15 protein-coding genes are annotated in these 19,208 nt (G+C 62.4%); 11 read left to right on the top strand and 4 right to left on the bottom strand.

Annotated features, from left to right (window positions below):
• Both LMTR3_RS34175 and LMTR3_RS34170 read left to right on the top strand, forming a co-directional pair.
• The coding region (locus LMTR3_RS34175) for a polysaccharide biosynthesis protein (RefSeq protein WP_141686942.1) at positions 1–809 on the top strand (809 nt) is incomplete at its 5' end.
• A 57-nt stretch (positions 810–866) separates the two neighbouring features.
• Entirely contained in the window at positions 867–2,069 is a 1,203-nt protein-coding gene (locus LMTR3_RS34170; RefSeq protein WP_065749362.1) for a glycosyltransferase family 4 protein, read from the top strand.
• 134 nt (positions 2,070–2,203) lie between these two features.
• Here the strand turns inward: LMTR3_RS34170 and LMTR3_RS34165 are convergent, their stop codons facing one another.
• A complete protein-coding gene (locus LMTR3_RS34165; RefSeq protein ID WP_065749323.1) occupies positions 2,204–4,909 on the bottom strand; it encodes an HAD-IC family P-type ATPase in 2,706 nt (901 codons plus the stop codon).
• Positions 4,910–5,187: 278 nt separating this feature from the next.
• Between LMTR3_RS34165 and LMTR3_RS34160 the strand changes: the two genes are divergently transcribed.
• Positions 5,188–6,039: a universal stress protein gene (locus tag LMTR3_RS34160; protein ID WP_065749322.1), complete on the top strand. Its 852-nt coding sequence runs from the start codon at positions 5,188–5,190 to the stop codon at positions 6,037–6,039.
• A 53-nt stretch (positions 6,040–6,092) separates the two neighbouring features.
• Positions 6,093–6,521 (top strand): universal stress protein, encoded by a 429-nt coding sequence (locus LMTR3_RS34155; RefSeq protein ID WP_065749321.1) that lies wholly within the window; start codon positions 6,093–6,095, stop codon positions 6,519–6,521.
• A gap of 141 nt (positions 6,522–6,662) precedes the next feature.
• On the opposite strand, the gene LMTR3_RS34150 is transcribed toward LMTR3_RS34155, so the two are convergent.
• Together LMTR3_RS34150 and LMTR3_RS34145 are read right to left on the bottom strand one after the other, a co-directional pair.
• Positions 6,663–7,670, bottom strand: coding sequence for an MraY family glycosyltransferase (locus LMTR3_RS34150; RefSeq protein ID WP_065749320.1), 1,008 nt, complete (start codon positions 7,668–7,670; stop codon positions 6,663–6,665).
• A 28-nt stretch (positions 7,671–7,698) separates the two neighbouring features.
• Positions 7,699–8,658 (bottom strand): lysylphosphatidylglycerol synthase transmembrane domain-containing protein, encoded by a 960-nt coding sequence (locus LMTR3_RS34145; protein ID WP_065749319.1) that lies wholly within the window; start codon positions 8,656–8,658, stop codon positions 7,699–7,701.
• A gap of 180 nt (positions 8,659–8,838) precedes the next feature.
• Between LMTR3_RS34145 and LMTR3_RS34140 the strand changes: the two genes are divergently transcribed.
• From LMTR3_RS34140 to LMTR3_RS34110, 7 genes are all read left to right on the top strand, one after another.
• Entirely contained in the window at positions 8,839–9,828 is a 990-nt protein-coding gene (locus LMTR3_RS34140; protein WP_065749318.1) for an NAD-dependent epimerase, read from the top strand.
• A gap of 7 nt (positions 9,829–9,835) precedes the next feature.
• Positions 9,836–11,248 carry a mannose-1-phosphate guanylyltransferase/mannose-6-phosphate isomerase gene (locus LMTR3_RS34135; RefSeq protein ID WP_065749317.1) on the top strand — a complete coding sequence of 471 codons (1,413 nt, stop codon included), beginning with the start codon at positions 9,836–9,838 and terminating at the stop codon, positions 11,246–11,248.
• A 160-nt stretch (positions 11,249–11,408) separates the two neighbouring features.
• On the top strand, positions 11,409–12,425 hold the full coding sequence (locus tag LMTR3_RS34130) for a Gfo/Idh/MocA family protein (protein ID WP_065749316.1): 1,017 nt from the start codon (positions 11,409–11,411) through the stop codon (positions 12,423–12,425).
• Between the two features lie 27 nt (positions 12,426–12,452).
• On the top strand, positions 12,453–13,604 hold the full coding sequence (locus LMTR3_RS34125; protein ID WP_065749315.1) for a DegT/DnrJ/EryC1/StrS family aminotransferase: 1,152 nt from the start codon (positions 12,453–12,455) through the stop codon (positions 13,602–13,604).
• A 113-nt stretch (positions 13,605–13,717) separates the two neighbouring features.
• Entirely contained in the window at positions 13,718–15,259 is a 1,542-nt protein-coding gene (murJ, locus tag LMTR3_RS34120; RefSeq protein WP_065749314.1) for a murein biosynthesis integral membrane protein MurJ, read from the top strand.
• A gap of 378 nt (positions 15,260–15,637) precedes the next feature.
• Complete coding sequence (locus LMTR3_RS34115; RefSeq protein ID WP_065749313.1) at positions 15,638–17,947, top strand: xanthine dehydrogenase family protein molybdopterin-binding subunit; 2,310 nt, start codon at positions 15,638–15,640, stop codon at positions 17,945–17,947.
• A 104-nt stretch (positions 17,948–18,051) separates the two neighbouring features.
• Positions 18,052–18,498 carry a c-type cytochrome gene (locus LMTR3_RS34110; RefSeq protein ID WP_065749312.1) on the top strand — a complete coding sequence of 149 codons (447 nt, stop codon included), beginning with the start codon at positions 18,052–18,054 and terminating at the stop codon, positions 18,496–18,498.
• Between the two features lie 216 nt (positions 18,499–18,714).
• Here the strand turns inward: LMTR3_RS34110 and LMTR3_RS34105 are convergent, their stop codons facing one another.
• Complete coding sequence (locus tag LMTR3_RS34105; RefSeq protein WP_065749311.1) at positions 18,715–19,137, bottom strand: CHRD domain-containing protein; 423 nt, start codon at positions 19,135–19,137, stop codon at positions 18,715–18,717.
• Positions 19,138–19,208 lie beyond the last annotated feature (71 nt).

The raw sequence follows: 19,208 nt of genomic DNA, 5'->3' as shown, positions 1-19,208 counted from the left end.
AGCCCGATATCGTGTTCCATGCCGCAGCGCTGAAGCACGTGCCGATCCTCGAGCGCGATTGGAGCGAGGGCGTCAAGACCAACATCTTCGGTTCGGTCAACGTCGCCGACGCCGCGCAGGCGGCGGGCGCCGAAGCCATGGTGATGATCTCGACCGACAAGGCGATCGAGCCGGTCTCGATGCTGGGACTGACCAAGCGCTTCGCCGAAATGTATTGCCAGGCGTTCGACCGCGACCTGATGACCCAGTCGGAGGGCAAGCCGCACATGAGGCTGATCTCGGTGCGGTTCGGCAACGTGCTGGCCTCGAACGGATCGGTGGTGCCGAAGTTCAAGGCGCAGATCGAGGCCGGCGGTCCTGTTACGGTGACGCATCCGGACATGGTCCGGTACTTCATGACGATCCGCGAAGCCTGCGACCTCGTGCTGACCGCAGCCACGCACGCGCTGACGCCGGCGCGGCCCGACGTCTCCGTCTATGTTCTCAACATGGGACAGCCGGTCAAGATCGTGGAGCTTGCAGAGCGGATGATCCGCCTGTCCGGCCTCGAACCGGGCGTCGACGTCGAGGTAGTGTTCACCGGCATGCGGCCGGGCGAGCGGCTGAACGAGATCCTGTTCGCCACCGAGGAGCCGCCGGTCGAGATCGGGGTCGCCGGCATCATGGCGGCGAAGCCGAATGAGCCGCCGATGCAGACCTTGCGAAAATGGCTTGCGGCGCTGGAGGATGCGATCGCGCGGGATGACCGCTCCACCATCCGCGCGGTGCTCAAGGATGCGGTGCCGGAATTCGGATCGAACGCCGCCTGATTTTGCTGCCTCGCCCGGTCGGTCCCCGCGGCCATTCGTGTCCCTTCGGAAGCCATGATGCAGAAGCCCGGAAAAGTCGTCGTCGTCAGCCAGCATTATCCGCCCGATCCGAGCACGACGGCGGCGATCATGGCCGCGATTTCCGACCGCGCGGCGCAGGAGGCCGAGGTGCTGGTGCTGTCGGGAACGGCGGGCTCCGCGATATCGGCGCAAGCGGGCAAGCCTGAGGTCGTCGAGGTCAAGAACTGGATGCCGGGCAAGGGCGCGCTGGGAAGGCGCGCCGTGGCCGAATTGCTGTTCACGGTCCGGATGTTTTTCGTGCTGCTGGCGAGGTTGCGGCGCGGTGACGTCACGCTGACCGTGCCGGCCCCCTTCATGCTGCCTTACGCTTTTGCCGCCGCGGCCAAATTGAAAGGCGCGAGATCGGCGCTGATCATGCACGATCTCTATCCCGACGTCCTCGTCATGGCTGGCCTGTTGAGGCCGCAGTCGATCGTAGCGAAAGCGATGCGCGCCTTGAACGCGCCGATGTTTCGCGCGCTCGATGCCGTCGTCATCATCGGCCGCGACACCGAGAAGCTGCTGCTGCGCTATCGCGGAATGACAAGTGACAAGATCCGCTTCATTCCGAACTGGGCGACACTTGCGCGCGGCGTTCGCGCGATCGACCCGGGCAATCCGTACCGCCGGTCGCTTTCCGCCCGCTTCGTCGTCGGACTGTCCGGCAATCTCGGCTTTACCCACGATCCCGTCATCGTGTTCGAAGCGGCGCGCCTGCTGCGCGACGACAAGGATATACACTTCCTGCTGTCGGGCTGGGGGATCGGGTTCGACCAGTTGAAGGCCATGCAGGCTGAGGCAAAGCTCCCGAACGTTACCCTGGTCGATCGCGTCGAGGAGGAGCAGCTAGAGGCGTTTCTTTCGGCGGCGGACGTCTGGATCATTCCCTACCGCAGGAACGTCGCCGGCGTGTCGGTGCCCAGCCGATTCTACAATCTGCTGGCGATCGGCCGTCCCGTGATCATGGTTTCCGAAGCGGACGCCGAGGCGGCGCTGACGGTCATCGAGCACGATGTCGGCTGGGTGGTCGAGCCCGGCAACGCCGGCGAACTGGCGAAAACGGTCAGTCGCGCCGCCCGGGCCGACGACCCACAGCGGGCCGAACGCGCGGCTGAAATCTCCAGGCGCTTTGATTTTGACATCGCCATGGCCAACTATTGCGGCCTCATCCGCGAACTTTCGCAAAACAGGCCGAATTAAGTCTAGCCACAAAGTAACATCCGCGCACTTCCGCCGTATTCTGCGGCCAGCGCCGGGCGACGAAACACTGGTCAGGGATCTCGCCCATGCTGCCGCGGGACCTTGTCATGATATCGAATTCTGACCGTCAATCGTCACGCATCTTTTCGTACGAAAGCCAAGCGTAGCTGCTTTTCGGTCTCGATGATGGCAAAGAATACCACACCAACGGCCACAACGAGAACTCCGTCGAACAACGGGACGGACTGCGTTCCTAACACTTGCTGCAAGGGAGGTAGATACGTGACAGCGAATTGTGCGGCCGTAATGACGATCACGGTGCCCCAAACGACCTTAGTGCCGCGTACGGCTTGCCAAGTCAGCGAAGTTCCGTAGATGTTGCGGATGAAGAAGAGGTGGAAGATTTCCAGCACGGCCAGTGTGTTTAGCGCCATGCTACGCGCGAGATCCGACGAATACCCCTTGTCGATTGCGTAGGCATAGACGCCGAATACGCCTCCCAGGAACAGCACGGAAACGAAAACGATGTGCCAGGCTAAGCTTACATCGAGAAGCGGCTCGTTCCGGGGACGAGGCGGACGGCGCATGGTGTGTGCCTCCGTCGGCTCAAAGGCCAATGCAATACCGAGCGTGATGCCGGTGATCAGATTTATCCAGAGGATTTGCACAGCCGTCACTGGCAACGCCATACCGAAGAGAAGCGCAACAACAATTGTCAAGGCCTCGCCTGCATTCGTCGGGAGCGTCCAACTGATTACCTTCTTTATGTTGTCGTAGACCGTGCGTCCTTCGCGCACCGCCGCTACGATCGATGCAAAATTATCGTCTGCGAGCACAAGCTCCGATGCTTCCTTGGCCGCTTCGCTGCCCTTGCGGCCCATCGCGATCCCTGCATCGGCCCGTTTCAGCGCCGGCGCATCGTTTACCCCATCGCCGGTCATGGCGACCGTTAGGCCGCGGGACTGGAGCGCTGTCACCAGGCGGAGCTTATGCTCGGGACTGGTGCGGGCAAAGATGTCGATATCAAGCGCGGCGGCGGCCAAGATTGCGTCATTCATTTCGTCCAGGTCGGTTCCGGTCAAGACTTCGTCAGGATTCTGCAGTCCGATTTGCCGCCCAATCGCGGCAGCCGTGCCGGCGTGGTCGCCGGTGATCATTTTCACACGGATGCCCGCACCATGACATTCGGCTACAGCCGCGACAGCTTCAGGGCGCGGCGGATCGATCAAACCGACAAGCCCAATCAGAACAAGCTGGCCTTGAAGATCGGCCGCTTCCAGCACCGTATGTTCCGGCCGCACAGGCCGTGTCGCAAAGGCCAGCACGCGCTGGCCCTTGCCGGCGATGCTGTCGGCAGTTTTGTTCCAATAGACATCATCGAGTGGTTCGGCGCTGCCCGGCGCATTGCGTTGTGTGGAACACATCCCGATGACCTGCTCCGGGGCGCCTTTGACATGAACGAACGCGCGGCCTTCATGGTCGTGATGGAGGGTCGCCATGTAGCGATGCCGGGCGTCGAACGGGATGACATCCGTCCTCGCCCATCTGGAGGGTTCGGCCGGCCCATTACGCTGAAGCTTCCAGGACAGCGCCAGCAAGGCGCCCTCCATGGGATCGCCTTCGACCGTCCATGCGCCATCGCGCTCGCGAATTGCTGCATCGTTGCACAGAGCCGCAGCCCGAGCGAATTCATCCAGGATGCCGTGGTCGTTCGGGTTGATGATCGCGTCGTCCAATCGTATGTCGCCTGTGGGGGCATAGCCGTCACCATCTACCGAGAAGACGTCGCGACCGGTGGCGACCGAGGCGACCATCATCTCGTTACGCGTTAGCGTGCCTGTCTTGTCGGTGCAGATCACCGAGACCGATCCCAGCGTCTCAATCGCCGGCAAACGACGGACGATGGCGTTCCGCCGAGCCATGGCCCGCACACCGATCGCGAGCGTGATGGTCAACACGGCGGGCAATCCCTCTGGAATCGCCGCCACCGAAAGACCCACGACGACCATGAATAGGTCGGAGAATTGATGATGCTCAACGAAATAACCGAAGATGAGCAGCACCGCTGCGATCAGGAGGATAAGAATCGTGAGCCAGCGGGCGAAGCCATCCATTTGACCGATGAGCGGCGTGGTTAGCGTCTCTACTCTGGAGAGCATTCCGCTGATCCGTCCGATTTCCGATGCTGCGCCGGTGGCAACCACCACACCATGCCCGGCGCCGCCTACCACCAGCGTGCCGCTGAAGGCCATGCACGACCGGTCGCCGAGTGCTGCGGCTGCCGCAACCGGCTCCGCTGCTTTATCGACCGGCACGGATTCGCCGGTCAGAATCGCTTCCTCGATCCGGAGCCCGTCCGCCTGGATCAAACGCAGGTCGGCGGGCACCTTCTCGCCGGGCTCCAGAAGTACGATGTCGCCGGGAACAACCAGCGCGCTATCCAGGCTTCGGCGATGGCCGTCGCGCAGCACGGAGGTGCGCGGGGCCAGCATCTGGCGGATGGCTTCCATAGCCTGTTCCGCGCGGCCTTCCTGGATAAAGCCGATGACCGCGTTGACGATCACAACCGCAAGAATAACACCAGTATCGATGAAGTGCCCGAGCCCCGCAGTAATGACCGTAGCGCCGAGAAGCACATAGATCAGCACATTGTGGAAATGCGCCAGGAACCGGAGGATGGGACTCCGTCTCGGGGCATCGGGTAAGCGATTGGAGCCAAACTGCCGCAGGCGCCGGTCAGCCTCGTCCTGGCTCAGGCCTTTTGACGTGGCGTCGAGTGCGGCGAACGTGGCCTGCACCGGGACGGCATGATGCACAATAGGCGTGTTCGCGTCACGCATACGATATTCTCCGGCACGAACAAGCTTCTCTGATGGGATTTCTCATCCGTTCGACAGTGCGCTTTGACATCGGTCATCCCGCGCATAATGTCAGAGAGCTCCTGACATTGCCGGCTCGCGCACCGGAAAGGCGGCCTTGCTCACGTCACGCGACGCGCCGCCGCACAATTAGCTAATACTCGCCCGCCTTCCTTGACATAGCGCAAAACTTCGCACCACGGCCCCATCTAACATCAATACAATGCAAGCCCGTATAAGCCCGTAAGGGGAGGTTCTAGATGTCGTACCGAGAGATCCTCGTATACACGGGCACCGGCGAATTGGCTCCTCGTATGTGTGACTACGCCGCAAATCTGGCATCGTCGCTTAAGGCACGGCTGGTCGGCCTTGTCGTTGAGGCCGATGTCATCGATTTTACAGAATTCGACAATGCCCTCCTCGATGCCGAGAGAAAGAGGGCGTTTGAGCTCTTGACCAAGAAGCGAGGCGAGCTTCACGAAGCGACTCTTCGTACCGGCTCAATTTTTCAGGAAGCCGCCGAGCGGCATGGAGTGCCTCACGACACGCTTTTCAAGACTGGCGTGCATGCAGAGATTCCGGGAACTGTGACCGACCTTGCCCGCCTTTATGACTGCTCCATCCTGCCTTCGGTCGAGAGATTTGGTGGATTTCAGGTGCCGATCGTCGAAGAGGTTCTGTTCGGCTCCGGGCGGCCGCTGATCGTGCTTCCGTTGGATCGGCCCTTGTCCAAATCGCCGGATATTGTCTTTGTTGCTTGGGATGGAAGCCGCCCGGCGACACGGGCCGTGCATGATGCCATTCCTATTCTTCGTCAGGCGACCATCGTTGAAGTTGTTAGCGTCACGGAGGAAAAGCCGTTGGAGCGCCTTTCAAGCGGACATGATCTAGTGCGGCATCTCAAGGCACACGACGTCAGGGCGCGCTATGGTGAGGTTCGCTTCGACGGGACGCCGATCGGCGAACAGATCATGAAGGCCGCCTTGCGCCTCGATGCCGACCTCCTGGTCATGGGTGGCTATGGACATTCGAGGGTAAGGCAAATCGTTTTTGGCGGTGCAACCAGATCTGTGTTGGCGGCGCCCATTCTCCCAGTGTTCCTCTCCCACTGAGCAAACAATCGGAGGGCGGGCCGCCTGAATGCAGATCAGGAGGAAACACTATTATGCACAAACTCCTCATTCCGGTCGATGGATCTGCAAATGCCTCGCGCGCGTTGGCGTACGCATTGAAGTTCGCCAAAGAGATCGGGCCGGTCGAGTTGCACCTTCTGACCGTACATCCTGAGCCGGTGATATACGGAGAGATCCAAGTCTACGTGTCGAAAGAAAAGATGGAGGAATTACAAAGAAAGCACAGCGAGGATATCCTGAGGCCGGCAATCGAGGCAGCAAGGGCGGCAGACGTGTCATACACAAGCGATATCCTTATCGGCGACACGGCGCCAATGATCATCAAGCGAGCGGATGAGCTCAATTGCGATGGGATTGTCATGGGAACCCGCGGCATGGGCGCAATTGGTAACTTGGTGATGGGTTCGGTGGCCACCAAAGTCGTACATCTCACAACCGTGCCCGTCACTTTGGTTAAGTAGGCCGCCCACGAGCACGCCGACAGCAGCGAAAATCAACGTATTCGAGAAGTTTGGACAAGCGTGATCGGAATGTCCGGGATTTGTGCAGCGCCGGATCGCGCGCGAAGGGTCGCATTTGGGGAGGCAGTAGCCGGGAGACGGCTAACGACGCGAGAACCGGTGCATCAACAGCGCCGTCGCGATGCCTCCGGCAACGAGAAGCAGGCTCGCGATCGCGGCCGACGAGGTCATGGCCGAGCCGATTGCCAATGCGGCCAGCACGAGGTTGAGCGCGAACACTTCGCTCACCACGCGCGATACCGAAAAGCCGTTGTCGGTGGCGCGCTGATAGAAGTGGGTGCGATGAGCGGCCCAGAACGGCTCGCGCCGCGCGACGCGCCGCAGCAGCGTGACGGTCGCATCGGCGAGGTAATAGAGCGGCAACAGCAGCGCCGCTGCCACCTGCTGGTGCCAGGCGAGCTGCAGGAGACACCAGCCGGCCAACAGGCCGATCGGCAGGCTGCCGACGTCCCCGAGAAAGATTTTTGCTACCGGCCGGTTGAAGGGCGCGAAGCCGAGCATCGCGCCGAACAGCGCTGCGGCGACCACCGTCGTCGATGCCGGAAGTCCGCCGAGCCAACCGAGCAGAACGAGTGCGCCGGTGATGGGCACGATTTCGGCGACCGTCATCAGGTCCAGCCCGTCCATGAAATTGACGAGGTTCACGAACCACAGGCCTGCGAGGATCAGGAGGCCGCGCTCAAGCCAGAGCGGGCAGGCGGGAACGATCCGCAAGCTGTCGGGGGCAATCAAGATCACCGCCGCGACGGCCAGTCCCTGCAGCAATAGCCGCGGCACCACAGGAATCGAGTTGACGTCATCGGCGAAGCCGACGGCTGCGATGAACAGCGTCGCGCCGAACGCGGCGACGGGAATTCTCATCTCCACTGTGTCGGCAAGCGCGATGACCGCAGCCGCCGCAATCAGCGTGGCCGCGATCACCGCCACGCCCGCGCCCTGCGGTGTCGGAACCCGATGGGAGGAGCGCGCATTCGGTTTTGCCAGCGCTATCCGCACCATCAGCGGCCGGATCGCCCATGTCAGGACGGCCGACAACAGCGCAGCCGGCACTACTGCGGCAAACGACAGCAATAGTTGCGAATTGGCCATTCTACCCGCGTGGCAAGTTGTTCGAAAATTATTTGGGAACTTCGATCGGCGTCACGCCCTGCGCGGCTTTCTCCGCGCTGAAAATCCAGACCAGGCCGCCGATCGCGCCGACGATGAAGGATACCGCGCCATAGAGCAGGGAGATGTTGACGCCCTCGTTGGCCATCAGGCCGGCATACCCGAACGCCAGCCCCATGGTGGCTTCGCGGACACCCCAGCCGGCAATCGAGATCGGCAGCATGGTGATCAGCATGACGGGCGGAACGAGCTGGAAGATCTGGCCGAACACAACGGGGGCGGCGATCGATTGCACCACGCACCAGGCGATGACGACGGCAAGCACGTGCACCAACAACGACAGCACCGCGACTTTCGGGCCGTGAGTGCGGCTGAACAGCACGCGATTGGCGATCACCGAGCAGGCGTGGATGTGATGGGTGCCCCACCAGCGCTTCAGCCACGGCCACCGCAGCCTGCCGAGCAGGAGAAATCCGAGGCCACCGGCAAGCGCTGCGAAATCGACGAACAGCAGCGCCGACCTGCCGTGGGGATCGGTGATCAGGCGATAGCTCCACGGCAGGCTCGCAACGATGACGACGGCTAGCGCGATCAGGCCGATGGCACGGTCGACGAAGATGGAATAGGTCGCCGCCCGCCAGCCGGCACCGTTACGCGCGACGAGCCATAGCCTGACCGCATCGCCGCCGATCGAGGACGGTAGCGTCTGGTTGAAGAACATCCCGATCACGTTGAAGCGCATCGCCTGCCGGGTCGGCAGCGGCGCGCCGCATTCCGCCCCGATCTCGCGCCATCGCAGGACGCCGACGAATATCTGCAGGAACGTCACGGCAATCGCAACGCCGATCCAGCCCAGACTGGAAACGTCGATGCGGGCCGCGAGGTCGGCGAGGTCGACCTTGCGCAAGGAGAAATACAAGAGCGCTGCCGAGACCAGTATCTTCAATGTCGAAAGCAGGATTCGGCGCATCTCGCCCGTGCCGGGTTTGAGAAGAGGGTGCAAAAGCGGTGCAATTCGGCGCCTTGGTATGGTTTTCGGGCCGATCTGGCAATAGCGGAGCTGGTAGGTGTTGCGGTGGCCTCGGCAACGCAGGTAAAGAGGCCCAGCGACAGAAATTTCAGCCATTGAGCGGCGCCTTCCAAGGATACGATGCCGGATCAACCCATATTGGTCACCGGAGCTGCGGGTTTCATCGGCTTCCACGTTGCGCGCCGGCTGCTGGCCGAAGGCCGCGCCGTGGTCGGCCTCGACAATCTCAACGACTATTACGATCCGGCGCTGAAACGGGCGCGGCTCGATATCCTGCGCGGGGAGCAGGGTTTTGCGTTCGAACAGATCGGTCTCGCCGATCGCGCGTCAATGGAACGCCTGTTCGCCAAACACCGCTTTCCCAGCGTGGTGCATCTCGCAGCCCAGCCCGGCGTGCGTTATTCGATCGATCATCCGCACGCCTATGTCGATGCCAATCTCGCAGGCTTCGTCAACGTGCTGGAAGGCTGCCGGCATCATGGATGCGGCCATCTGGTCTATGCCTCGTCCTCATCGGTCTACGGCGCCAATGCCAAAATGCCGTTTTCGGTGGAGGACAAAACCGACCATCCGATCAGCCTCTATGCCGCCACCAAGAAGGCCAATGAGCTGATCGCGCATTCCTACAGCCATCTCTACCGTCTTCCGGTAACAGGCCTGCGGTTCTTCACCATCTATGGGCCATGGGGACGGCCCGACATGGCGGTTTACCTGTTTACCAAGGCGATCGTGGAGGGTACCCCGATCAGGCTCTTCAACCATGGCAGGATGCGACGCGACTTTACCTATATCGAGGACGTGACGCGTGCCGTCCTGCGACTGGTCGACCAGGCCCCGAGCGACGGCGGGCAGGGCGCCGGGGCGCCGGCAAAAGTTTACAATGTCGGCAATAATCATCCGGAAGAGCTGACCCATGTGGTAGCGGTTTTAGAGCGGGAATTGGGCCGTTCGGCGGTCAAGGAGATGTTGCCGATGCAGCCCGGAGATGTCACCGAGACTTTTGCTGACGTAACCGAACTGATGCGCGACACCGGCTTCAGGCCGCAGACTTCGATCGAGGAAGGGCTTCGCGACTTCGTTGCCTGGTATCGCGACTACCATAAGATTTGAGGCGCCGATGAACCAACGAATTATTCCTCTGATCATGTGCGGCGGGGCGGGAACGCGGCTGTGGCCGGCCTCGCGCGAGGTTCATCCCAAGCAGTTCCTGTCCCTGTTCGGCGCGCGTTCGACGTTCCAGGACACGCTGTTGCGGGTTTCGGATGCTGGTCTGTTCGAACGGCCCGTCATCATCACCAACAACGCCTATCGCTTCATGGTGCTCGAGCAATTGGCGGAAATCGGACTGGAAGCCGACGTGCTTCTCGAGCCGATGCGGCGCGATTCCGGGCCCGCGATCGCGGCCGGCGCTGCCTTCGCGCAAGCGCGCGACAAGGATGCCATCGTGCTGGCGCTCGCCGCCGACCACGTGGTGCGCGACACGCCTGCTTTCCTCGCCGCCTGCCGCGAAGGTCTGGCTGCCGCAGAAGCCGGGCACATCGTGACGTTCGGCGTGCAGCCCGAACGCGCCGCCACCGAATATGGCTACATCAATCCCGGCGAAGTCATTTCCGGCAAGGTTCGCGCAGTCGCGAAGTTCGTCGAGAAGCCCGATCCGGCAACCGCGGCTGACTACGTCAAGTCAGGCTATCTCTGGAACAGCGGCAACTTCATGTTCCGCGCCGCCGTGCTGTCGGATGAGTACGGCAAGGTTGATGCGGACAGCGTCCAAGCCGTCACTGATGCAGTGACGAAGGCAGGCACCGACCTCGGCTTCGTCAAGCTCGACGAGGCCGCGTTCGGATCGGCGAAATCGATCTCGATCGACTATGCGGTGATGGAGAAGACCTCGCGTGCCGCGGTCGTGCCGGTCGCGTGCGGCTGGTCCGACGTCGGCTCCTGGCATGCGGTGTGGGAACTATCCGGCAAGGACGGCGAGGGCAACGCAGCGCGCGGCGCGGCCGTGTTTGAGGATTCTCGCAATTGCAACGTATCGACCGATCGCGCGCTGGTCGCGCTCGAAGGCGTCGACGACCTCGTGGTGGTCGCAACCCAGGACGCCGTGCTGGTTAGCAGGCAGAAGGACGCCAACGGGCTGAAGCGGCTGGTCGCGAAACTGAAGACAGTGGCGCCGCAGGTGACGGAAGACCACATCAGGGTGCATCGGCCCTGGGGATCCTATCAGTCAGTCGACAATGGCGACCGGCATCAGGTCAAGCGCATCATCGTCAAGCCGGGCGGGCGGCTGTCGCTGCAGAAACACCATCATCGATCCGAGCACTGGATCGTGGTGCGCGGAACGGCGCAGGTGACCGTCAACGAACTGGTCAAGACCGTGCACGAGAACGAATCGATCTACATCCCGATCGGCGCGGTGCACCGACTGGAAAATCCGGGCAAAATCCAGCTCGAACTGATCGAGGTCCAGACCGGGAGTTATCTCGGTGAGGACGACATCATCCGCATCGAGGACGACTACCAGCGCAGTTGAGCCGACCGTAGTTTACCGGGCCCGCGGTTGTAATTCTTTGAATCAAAACGTGTCTGAAAACCGTCGATCGCATTCGCCACATCTGTGATGGCGTGCTAGAGAACCGCCGGGGATATTACCGGCGCAATTCTGCCTAGAATCTGCTTGGGGTCGACAAATCATGAGTTCCAAAGGGGCCGCATTCGACGCGAAGGCCGACGCAAAACGTGGCTTGCGCGTCGGCGTGGTCGGCGCGGGTGTGATGGGCAGCAACCATGCCCGCGTGCTGGCCGGTCTGCCCGGCGTGACGCTGGTCGGCATTGTCGATCCGTTGCCCGAACACCGCGCGCGCGCCACCGCGCTCGCCGGCTGCCGTGCGTTCGCCGAACTCGACGAGCTGTTTGACGAGGGCGTCGATGCCATTACGATCGCGGCGCCGACCCATCTCCATCATGAGATTGCGCTCGCCTGCATCACCCGCAACATCCACCTCCTGGTCGAGAAGCCGGTGGCCTCGACGGTCGAGGAAGGGCAGGACATCGTCAATGCGGCGCGTAGTGCCGGCGTGACGCTGATGGTCGGCCATGTCGAGCGCTTCAATCCGGCGGTCGCCGCCATCAAGCAGGCGATCTCGGGCGAAGATATTCTTTCGATCGGCATCACCCGCGTCGGACCGTTTCCGCCGCGGATGTCCAATGTCGGCGTCGTGATCGATCTCGCCGTCCACGATATCGACCTGATCCGCTGGTTCACCGAGTCCGATATCGTCGACGTGCAGCCGCAGCTTTCCAGCGCGGTTGCCGAGCGCGAGGACATCGCGCTCTTGCAATTCCGCACCGCCTCCGGCGTGCTTGCCCATATCAACACCAACTGGCTGACGCCGTTCAAGGCGCGCAGCGTTACGGTCGCAACGCGCGGCAAATATGTGATGGGCGATCTTTTGACACGGCAGGTGACCGAGTGCTTCGGCTTCAAGCCCGACGGCAGCTACTCGATGCGGCATCTGCCCGTCGGTCATGACGAACCGCTGCGCGCCGAACTGATCGCATTCCTCGATGCCGTCCGCACCGGCGATGTGCCCGCCGTTTCCGGCGACGAGGGTGTCGCCAGTCTCGAGATCGCGATCCGCTGCCTCGAGCAGCCCGCCAAGCCCGCGGCGTCTGCCGCGCGCAAGGGACCGCGCCGTATCGCCGGCTGAATTTCTTCCAGAACCGAGCAAGGCTCCATGAACCAGCACATGCGTCCAGATCCCGTTCCCTTCGCCGATATCGCCGCGCAGCGCCGCCGGCTCGGCAAATCGATCGATGAGGCCGTTGCCCGCGTGCTCGATCACTGCCAGTTCATCAACGGACCGGAGGTCACTGAACTGGAAGCCGCGCTCGCAAAGTTTTGCGGCGCCAAGCATGTGGTGAGCTGCGCCAGCGGCACCGACGCGCTGCTGATGGTGTTGATGGCGAAAAATATCGGCCCAGGCGATGCCGTGCTGTGTCCGTCCTTCACTTTTTGCGCGACCGGCGAGGTGGTGGTGCTGACCGGTGCCACGCCCGTCTTCGTCGATGTCGATGAGGTGACCTTCAACATCGACCCCGGCTCGCTCAAGCGCGGCATCGCGACGGCGCGGCAACGTGGCCTGAATCCGCGCGCCATCATTCCGGTCGACCTGTTCGGACAGCCGGCCGACCAGGACGCGATCGGCTCCATCGCCGAAGCCGAGGGTCTGTTCGTGCTCAACGACGCCGCCCAGAGCTTTGGCGCCACCTACAACGGCCGCCGGCTCGGCACCTTCGGTCTGGCGACCACTACCAGCTTCTTTCCCGCAAAGCCGCTCGGCTGCTTCGGCGACGGCGGCGCGATCTTCACCGACGACGATGCGCTGGCCGAAACGCTGCGCAGCATCCGCGTCCACGGCCAGGGCTCGGACAAATACGACAATGTCCGTATCGGGCTCACCGCGCGGCTCGACACCATGCAGGCCGCTATTCTGATCGAGAAGCTGAAAATCTTCGAGGACGAGATCGCCGCGCGCAATGTGGTCGCGGAGCGCTATGCGCGGGGGCTCGGCAATGTCGTGACCGTGCCGCGTCTTGCCAGCGGCTGCAGCTCGATCTGGGCCTGTTATACGATCCGCCTGCCCAAAGGCACGGACCGCGACCGCTTTGCTGCCGACCTCAAAGCGCAGGGGATTCCGACCGCGATCTATTACACGAAATCGATGCATCAGCAGACCGCCTATCGCAATTTCCCAGTCGCGGATGGCGGACTGCCCGTGTGCGAGAGCCTGTCCGCCGACGTCATCAGCCTGCCGATACATGCCTATCTCGACGAGCCGACGCAGGAGCGGGTCATCAAGGCGGTACGCGGCGCGCTTCAGGCGTGATCCCGACCCGAAGGGCCGCATCAGCAAGGTGGTCACCGGTTTCGGTCAACATCATGGCTAAGCTGCCAGCGGACTGATTTCCCCGTTTTGCGAATATGCGCTAGAAGCGGCGCATGCTCGGACGCATCTTCACCGTCGGCGGTTATACGCTGCTTTCGCGGCTGACCGGATTCGCGCGCGATATCATGCTCGCCGCGATTCTCGGCGCAGGTCCCGTCGCGGACGCGTTTTTCGTGGCGCTGCGGCTGCCCAATCATTTTCGCGCGATTTTCGCCGAAGGTGCCTTCAACGCCGCCTTTGTGCCGGCCTATGCGCATTTGCGCGGCAAGGGTGAAGCCTCGGCGCGGCTGTTCGCCGACCGCATCTTCACGCTGCTGTTCGCCGTGCAGGTGATCCTGCTCGTCCTGGCGTGGTGGTTCATGCCCGAGGTGATCGCCATTCTCGCGCCGGGGTTCAAGGACGACCCGGCGCGCGGCGAACTGGCAATATCGCTGACGCGGATCACGTTTCCGTATTTGCTGCTGATCACGCTGGTGACGCTGTACGGCGGCATGCTCAACGTGATGCACCGTTTCGCCAGCGCCGCCGCCGCGCCGATCTTCCTCAATCTGTCGATGATGGCGACGCTGGCGCTGGCGGCGTTCTTTCCGGGCGCGGGTTACGCCGCCGCATGGGGCGTTCTGCTCGCCGGCATCCTCGAGTGCCTGCTGCTGGCGGGTGATGCGGCAAAGACCGGCATCCTGCCGAAATTCGCTGCGATCAAATTCGACGAAGACGTGCGCGCGTTCTTCCGGGCGCTGGGGCCTGCGACCATCGGCTCGATGGGAACGCAGATCGCGCTGTTCGCCGATACGATCATAGCGACCTTTCTGCCGGCGGGCGCGCTTTCGGCGCTGTATTATGCCGACCGTCTCAACCAGTTGCCGATCGGCGTGATCGGGATCGCGATCGGCACCGTGCTGCTGCCGGAAATGTCGCGGCGCCTTGCGGCGAACGATATCACCGGTGCATCCGCCGCGCAGCGGCGGGCGTTCGAATTCTCGCTGTTGTTTTCGGTGCCCTTCGTCGCCGCCTTCCTGACCGTGCCTGATGTGATCATGCGCGCGATGTTTGCGCGCGGCGCGTTCTCGAACGCGGATGCGGTGGCCGCCGGCGCCACGCTGGCCGCTTATGCAGTCGGACTCATCCCGTTCGTGACCATCCGCAGTGCGGTCGCAACCTTCTATGCCCGGCAGGACACCGCGACGCCGGTCAAGGCGGCGCTGACCGGCGTTGCCGTCAACGTCGCGCTGAAGGTCGCGCTGATGGGCGCGCTGGCGCAAATCGGCCTGGCGCTCGCCACCGCCATTGGGGCCTGGGTCAATCTTTTGCTGGTGCTCGTCTTCGCGGTGCGGGCAGGCTACCTCGAACTCGACCGCGCCTGGATGACGTCGCTCGCCAAGTTCGCCGCGGCCGGTGTCGTGCTCGGCGCCGCGCTGTGGGCCACCGCGCGATTCGCGAACGTCTATTTCGCGCAGATGCACACGTTCCGCGATGAGACCGCATTGGCGTTGCTGATCGTGACCGGTGCATTCGTGTACGGGGTCGCAATCATGCTGCTGTTTGGCCGGGGGTGGATATTCTCGCTGCTGCGTGATCGGAGGTCTGGTCCTTAAGCGGCTGTAAACAAATGGGAATACCTCTAGATGGATTTTCGACAGCTTCCGGGCAGGCTCCTTCACGCTCGCACCAGCAAGCGCGATCCGAGCCGACGTAGACACACGCTGCCATGGCCACGTTCTGCGTGTCGGCCTGAACAACACTTTCGGCGCTCCGTGGTCGCGAAGTATTGATTGCGGCGTTATCTTCCTTCCATAAGGATCAAAGCCCCGGCATTGGCCGGGGCTTTTTTTGTTGTGCAGGCGCGAAAAGGGTCGCGGTGCGCGGCGATTTCCTTGCGCCGGCGCTGTGGCTATTCGGGCGAAAGCGGTTTGCGCTGAGCCGACAACCGCTGCAATATGGCGGTTGCTCGAAAACCGGGAATTGGAGATACGATGGCAGCTCCCATCAAGTTCGGCGTCGGTCAAAGCGTCCTTCGCAAGGAGGACGACGCGCTGATTCGCGGCAAGGGCCGCTATACCGACGACCATTCGCCACAGCCGGCGTTGCACGCGCTGATGCTGCGCTCGCCGCATGCGCACGCGAAGTTCACGCTCAACGTCACCAAGGCCCGCGGGATGCCGGGCGTGGCTGCGATCCTGACCGCCGATGACGTCAGGGATCTCGGCGACCTGCCGTGCCTGTTCAATCTGGAAGTCGATCCGTTCACCGGCCCGCCCTATCCGATTCTTCCCAAGGACGAGGTGCGCCATGTCGGCGACGCCGTCGCCTTCGTGGTCGCCGACACCATCGACCAGGCCCGTGACGCGATCGAGGCGATCGACGTCAAATGGACGCCGCTTCCGTCGGTGGTCGGCGTCGTCAACGCCGTGAAGAAAGACGCGCCGCTGGTCTGGCCTGACAAGCCCGGCAACGTGCTGTTCGACGTGTCGGTCGGCGACAAGAAGGCGGCTGAGGCCGCCTTTGCCAAGGCGCATGCGATCGCCGAGATATCGATCGTCAACCCGCGCGTCATCACCAACTTCATGGAGACGCGCGCCGCCGTCGCCGAATACGACGCCAAGCGCGATCACCTGACGCTGACCATCGGCAGCCAGGGCAGCCATCGCCTGCGCGAAATCCTGTGCGGCATGGTGCTGAAGATTCCGATGGAAAAGATGCGGGTGATCTGCCCCGACGTCGGCGGTGGCTTCGGCACAAAACTGTTTCCCTACCGCGAATATGCGCTGATTTCGGTGGCGGCGCGCAAGCTGCGCAAGACCATCAAATGGACCGCCGATCGCTCCGATCACTTCATGGGCGACGCGCAGGGCCGCGACAACGTCACGACCGCGAAGATGGCGTTGGCCGAGGACGGCAAATTCCTCGGCATGGACGTCGATCTGATGGGCGACATGGGCGCCTATCTCTCGACTTTTGGGCCCTACATCCCCCATGGCGGCGCCGGCATGCTGCCCGGGCTCTACGATATCCAGGCCTTCCACTGCCGCGTCCGCACCGTGTTCACCAATACCGTGCCGGTCGACGCCTATCGCGGCGCCGGGCGCCCCGAAGCGGCCTATGTGGTCGAACGGCTGGTCGATGCAGCGGCACGCAAACTCGGCATGACGCCGGACGCGATCCGGCGCAAGAACTTCATTCCGCCGAAGGCGATGCCCTACAAGACCGCGACCGGAAAGGTCTACGATTCCGGCGACTTCACCGCGCATATGAAGCGCGCGATGGAAGTCGCCAACTGGAAGGAATTTCCGAAGCGCGCCAAGGCGGCGAAGAAGCAAGGTCTCGTGCGCGGCATCGGCATGTCCTGCTATGTCGAGATCTGCGGCACGATGGGCGAGGAGACCGCCAACGTCGCGCTCGATCCCAACGGCGACATCAACATCCTGATCGGCACGCAGTCGAGCGGGCAGGGTCATCAGACGGCCTATGCGCAGCTCGTTGCCGAGCAGTTCGGCGTGCCGCCGGAGCGTGTCCATGTCTTGCAGGGCGACACCGACAAGATCGCCACCGGGCTCGGCACCGGCGGCTCGGCGTCGATTCCGACCGGCGGTGTCAGTGTCGAGCGCGCCACCCGCGAGCTCAGCAACAAGCTGAAGGAGATCGCAGCCGAAGCGCTGGAGACCAGTGCCGGCGACCTCGAGATCAGCAATGGCGTCGTGCGCATCGCGGGCACCGATCGCTCGATCAGTTTCGCCGATCTCGCGAAACGGCCGGGCGTCGATCCGTCGAAACTGAATGCGAGTGCGACGTTCGCGCAGGCCGACGGCACCTACCCGAACGGCACGCATCTCGCCGAAGTCGAGATCGATCCCGCCACCGGCATCATCAGAATCGTCAACTATGTCATCGTCGACGATTTCGGGGTCACGCTCAATCCGCTGCTGCTCGCAGGCCAGGTGCATGGCGGGGCGATGCAGGGCATCGGTCAGGCCTTGATGGAGCACGCGGTCTATAGCGCAACCGACGGCCAGCTCGTCACCGGCACTTTCATGGATTATGCGGTGCCGCGGGCCTCCGACGGTCCGTCGTTTCATTTCGAAACGCACAATGTGCCGTGCACGACCAATCCACTCGGCGTCAAGGGGGCAGGCGAGGCCGGCGCGATCGGCTCTTGCCCCGCGGTGGTCAACGCGATCATTGAGGGCCTGTGGCGCGAGTACAAGATCGACCATATCGACATGCCGGCCACGGCCGAACGGGTCTGGATCGCGATCCGCGAGGCACAGAAACAGCATAATCTCTGATATTTTGTCGCATGCGGAATGATGCGCCGCATGCGGTGTTGGCAAACAACCGGTCCGCGCCATCTTGGGGCCGGTACAAACCCGAATTGAAGGGAATTTAGCCAATGAAGCGGATCGTCGTCGTCGCAGCCGTGCTTGCATTCAGTGCCGGTGCGGTCGTTGCACAGCAGGACCAGGTCAAGCGGACCCAGGGCATGATGAAGGACAATGGCAAGAACGCAGCCGCGTTATCGGCGATGGTCAAGGGCGAAAAGCCCTACGATCAGTCGACTGTCAATGCCGCGCTGGCCCAGTTCGATGACACTGCCAAGAACCTTCCGACGCTGTTCCCCGAGAGCATGAAAGGTGTCAGGCTGGAGGGTGATTACGATGCCTCGCCGAAAGTCTGGACAGACAAGGCCGGCTTCGAGTCCCAAATCAAGAGCTTCGCCAAGGTCGTCACCGATGCCAAAAGCAAGGTCAAGAATCTCGACACGCTAAAGGCGGAACTGCCTGTCATCGGCAAGCAGTGCAGTGGCTGCCACGAGACATATCGGATCAAGAAGGGATGATCGCATTCTAACCTGAGCATGATCTCCGCGCAAACGCGTTCCGCGTTTGTCGCGAGGGAAAACCGCTACACATTTTTCCGGATCATGCTCTGACCTCAAAAAGGGGCGGACGCCACGAAGCGTCCGCCCCTTTTGTATTAGCCTTTTTCTTGTTTTTGTTTACTCGCGTTCGAACCGACCTACTTCTTCGTCACCAAATTTGCTTGGTGACTTGATTTACTTCGTTACTTGGCCGCGGATTTCGCCGCCCGGATTGGCTGCGGTGTGAATGTTGATGTAGTACCTGCCGGCCACGAGGTCGGCGGCCTGCGCATCGGTCAACGTTGCGCTGCCTTCGACCGGGCTCGACGTCGCATTGGGGATGGCGACAGCGACACCGGCATTCTTGCCGGCTTCCGCGGGCCCGTGGAAATGTGCGGCGGTGGCAGGGCCGGACAGGCCGGAATAGGAGAGCTTCCAGCTCAGCTTCTTGCTGGCGGGATCGTAGTCGATGTCGGCGGTGCCGGTGGCCGCGCTGGTGCTGGGCGGCACCTGGGACTTGCCGTCGAGTGTTGCCTTCATCTTGTCGGCAGACGCGGGTCCGGCAAAAGCAATCGCTGCCCCCAACGCAAGCGTGACAAGCATGGTCTTGTTCGACATGGTGTTTCTCCCTGTTGACGTCAAAACGGCGATGTCAGCCTCAAAACAACGCGTTGGCGAATTTATTCCCG

It is taken from the genome of Bradyrhizobium sp. LMTR 3, from assembly GCF_001693485.1.
GTDB lineage: Bacteria > Pseudomonadota > Alphaproteobacteria > Rhizobiales > Xanthobacteraceae > Bradyrhizobium.
The sequence above is the reverse complement of the archived record's forward strand: the minus strand, read 5'-3'. Positions and strand labels throughout refer to the sequence as shown.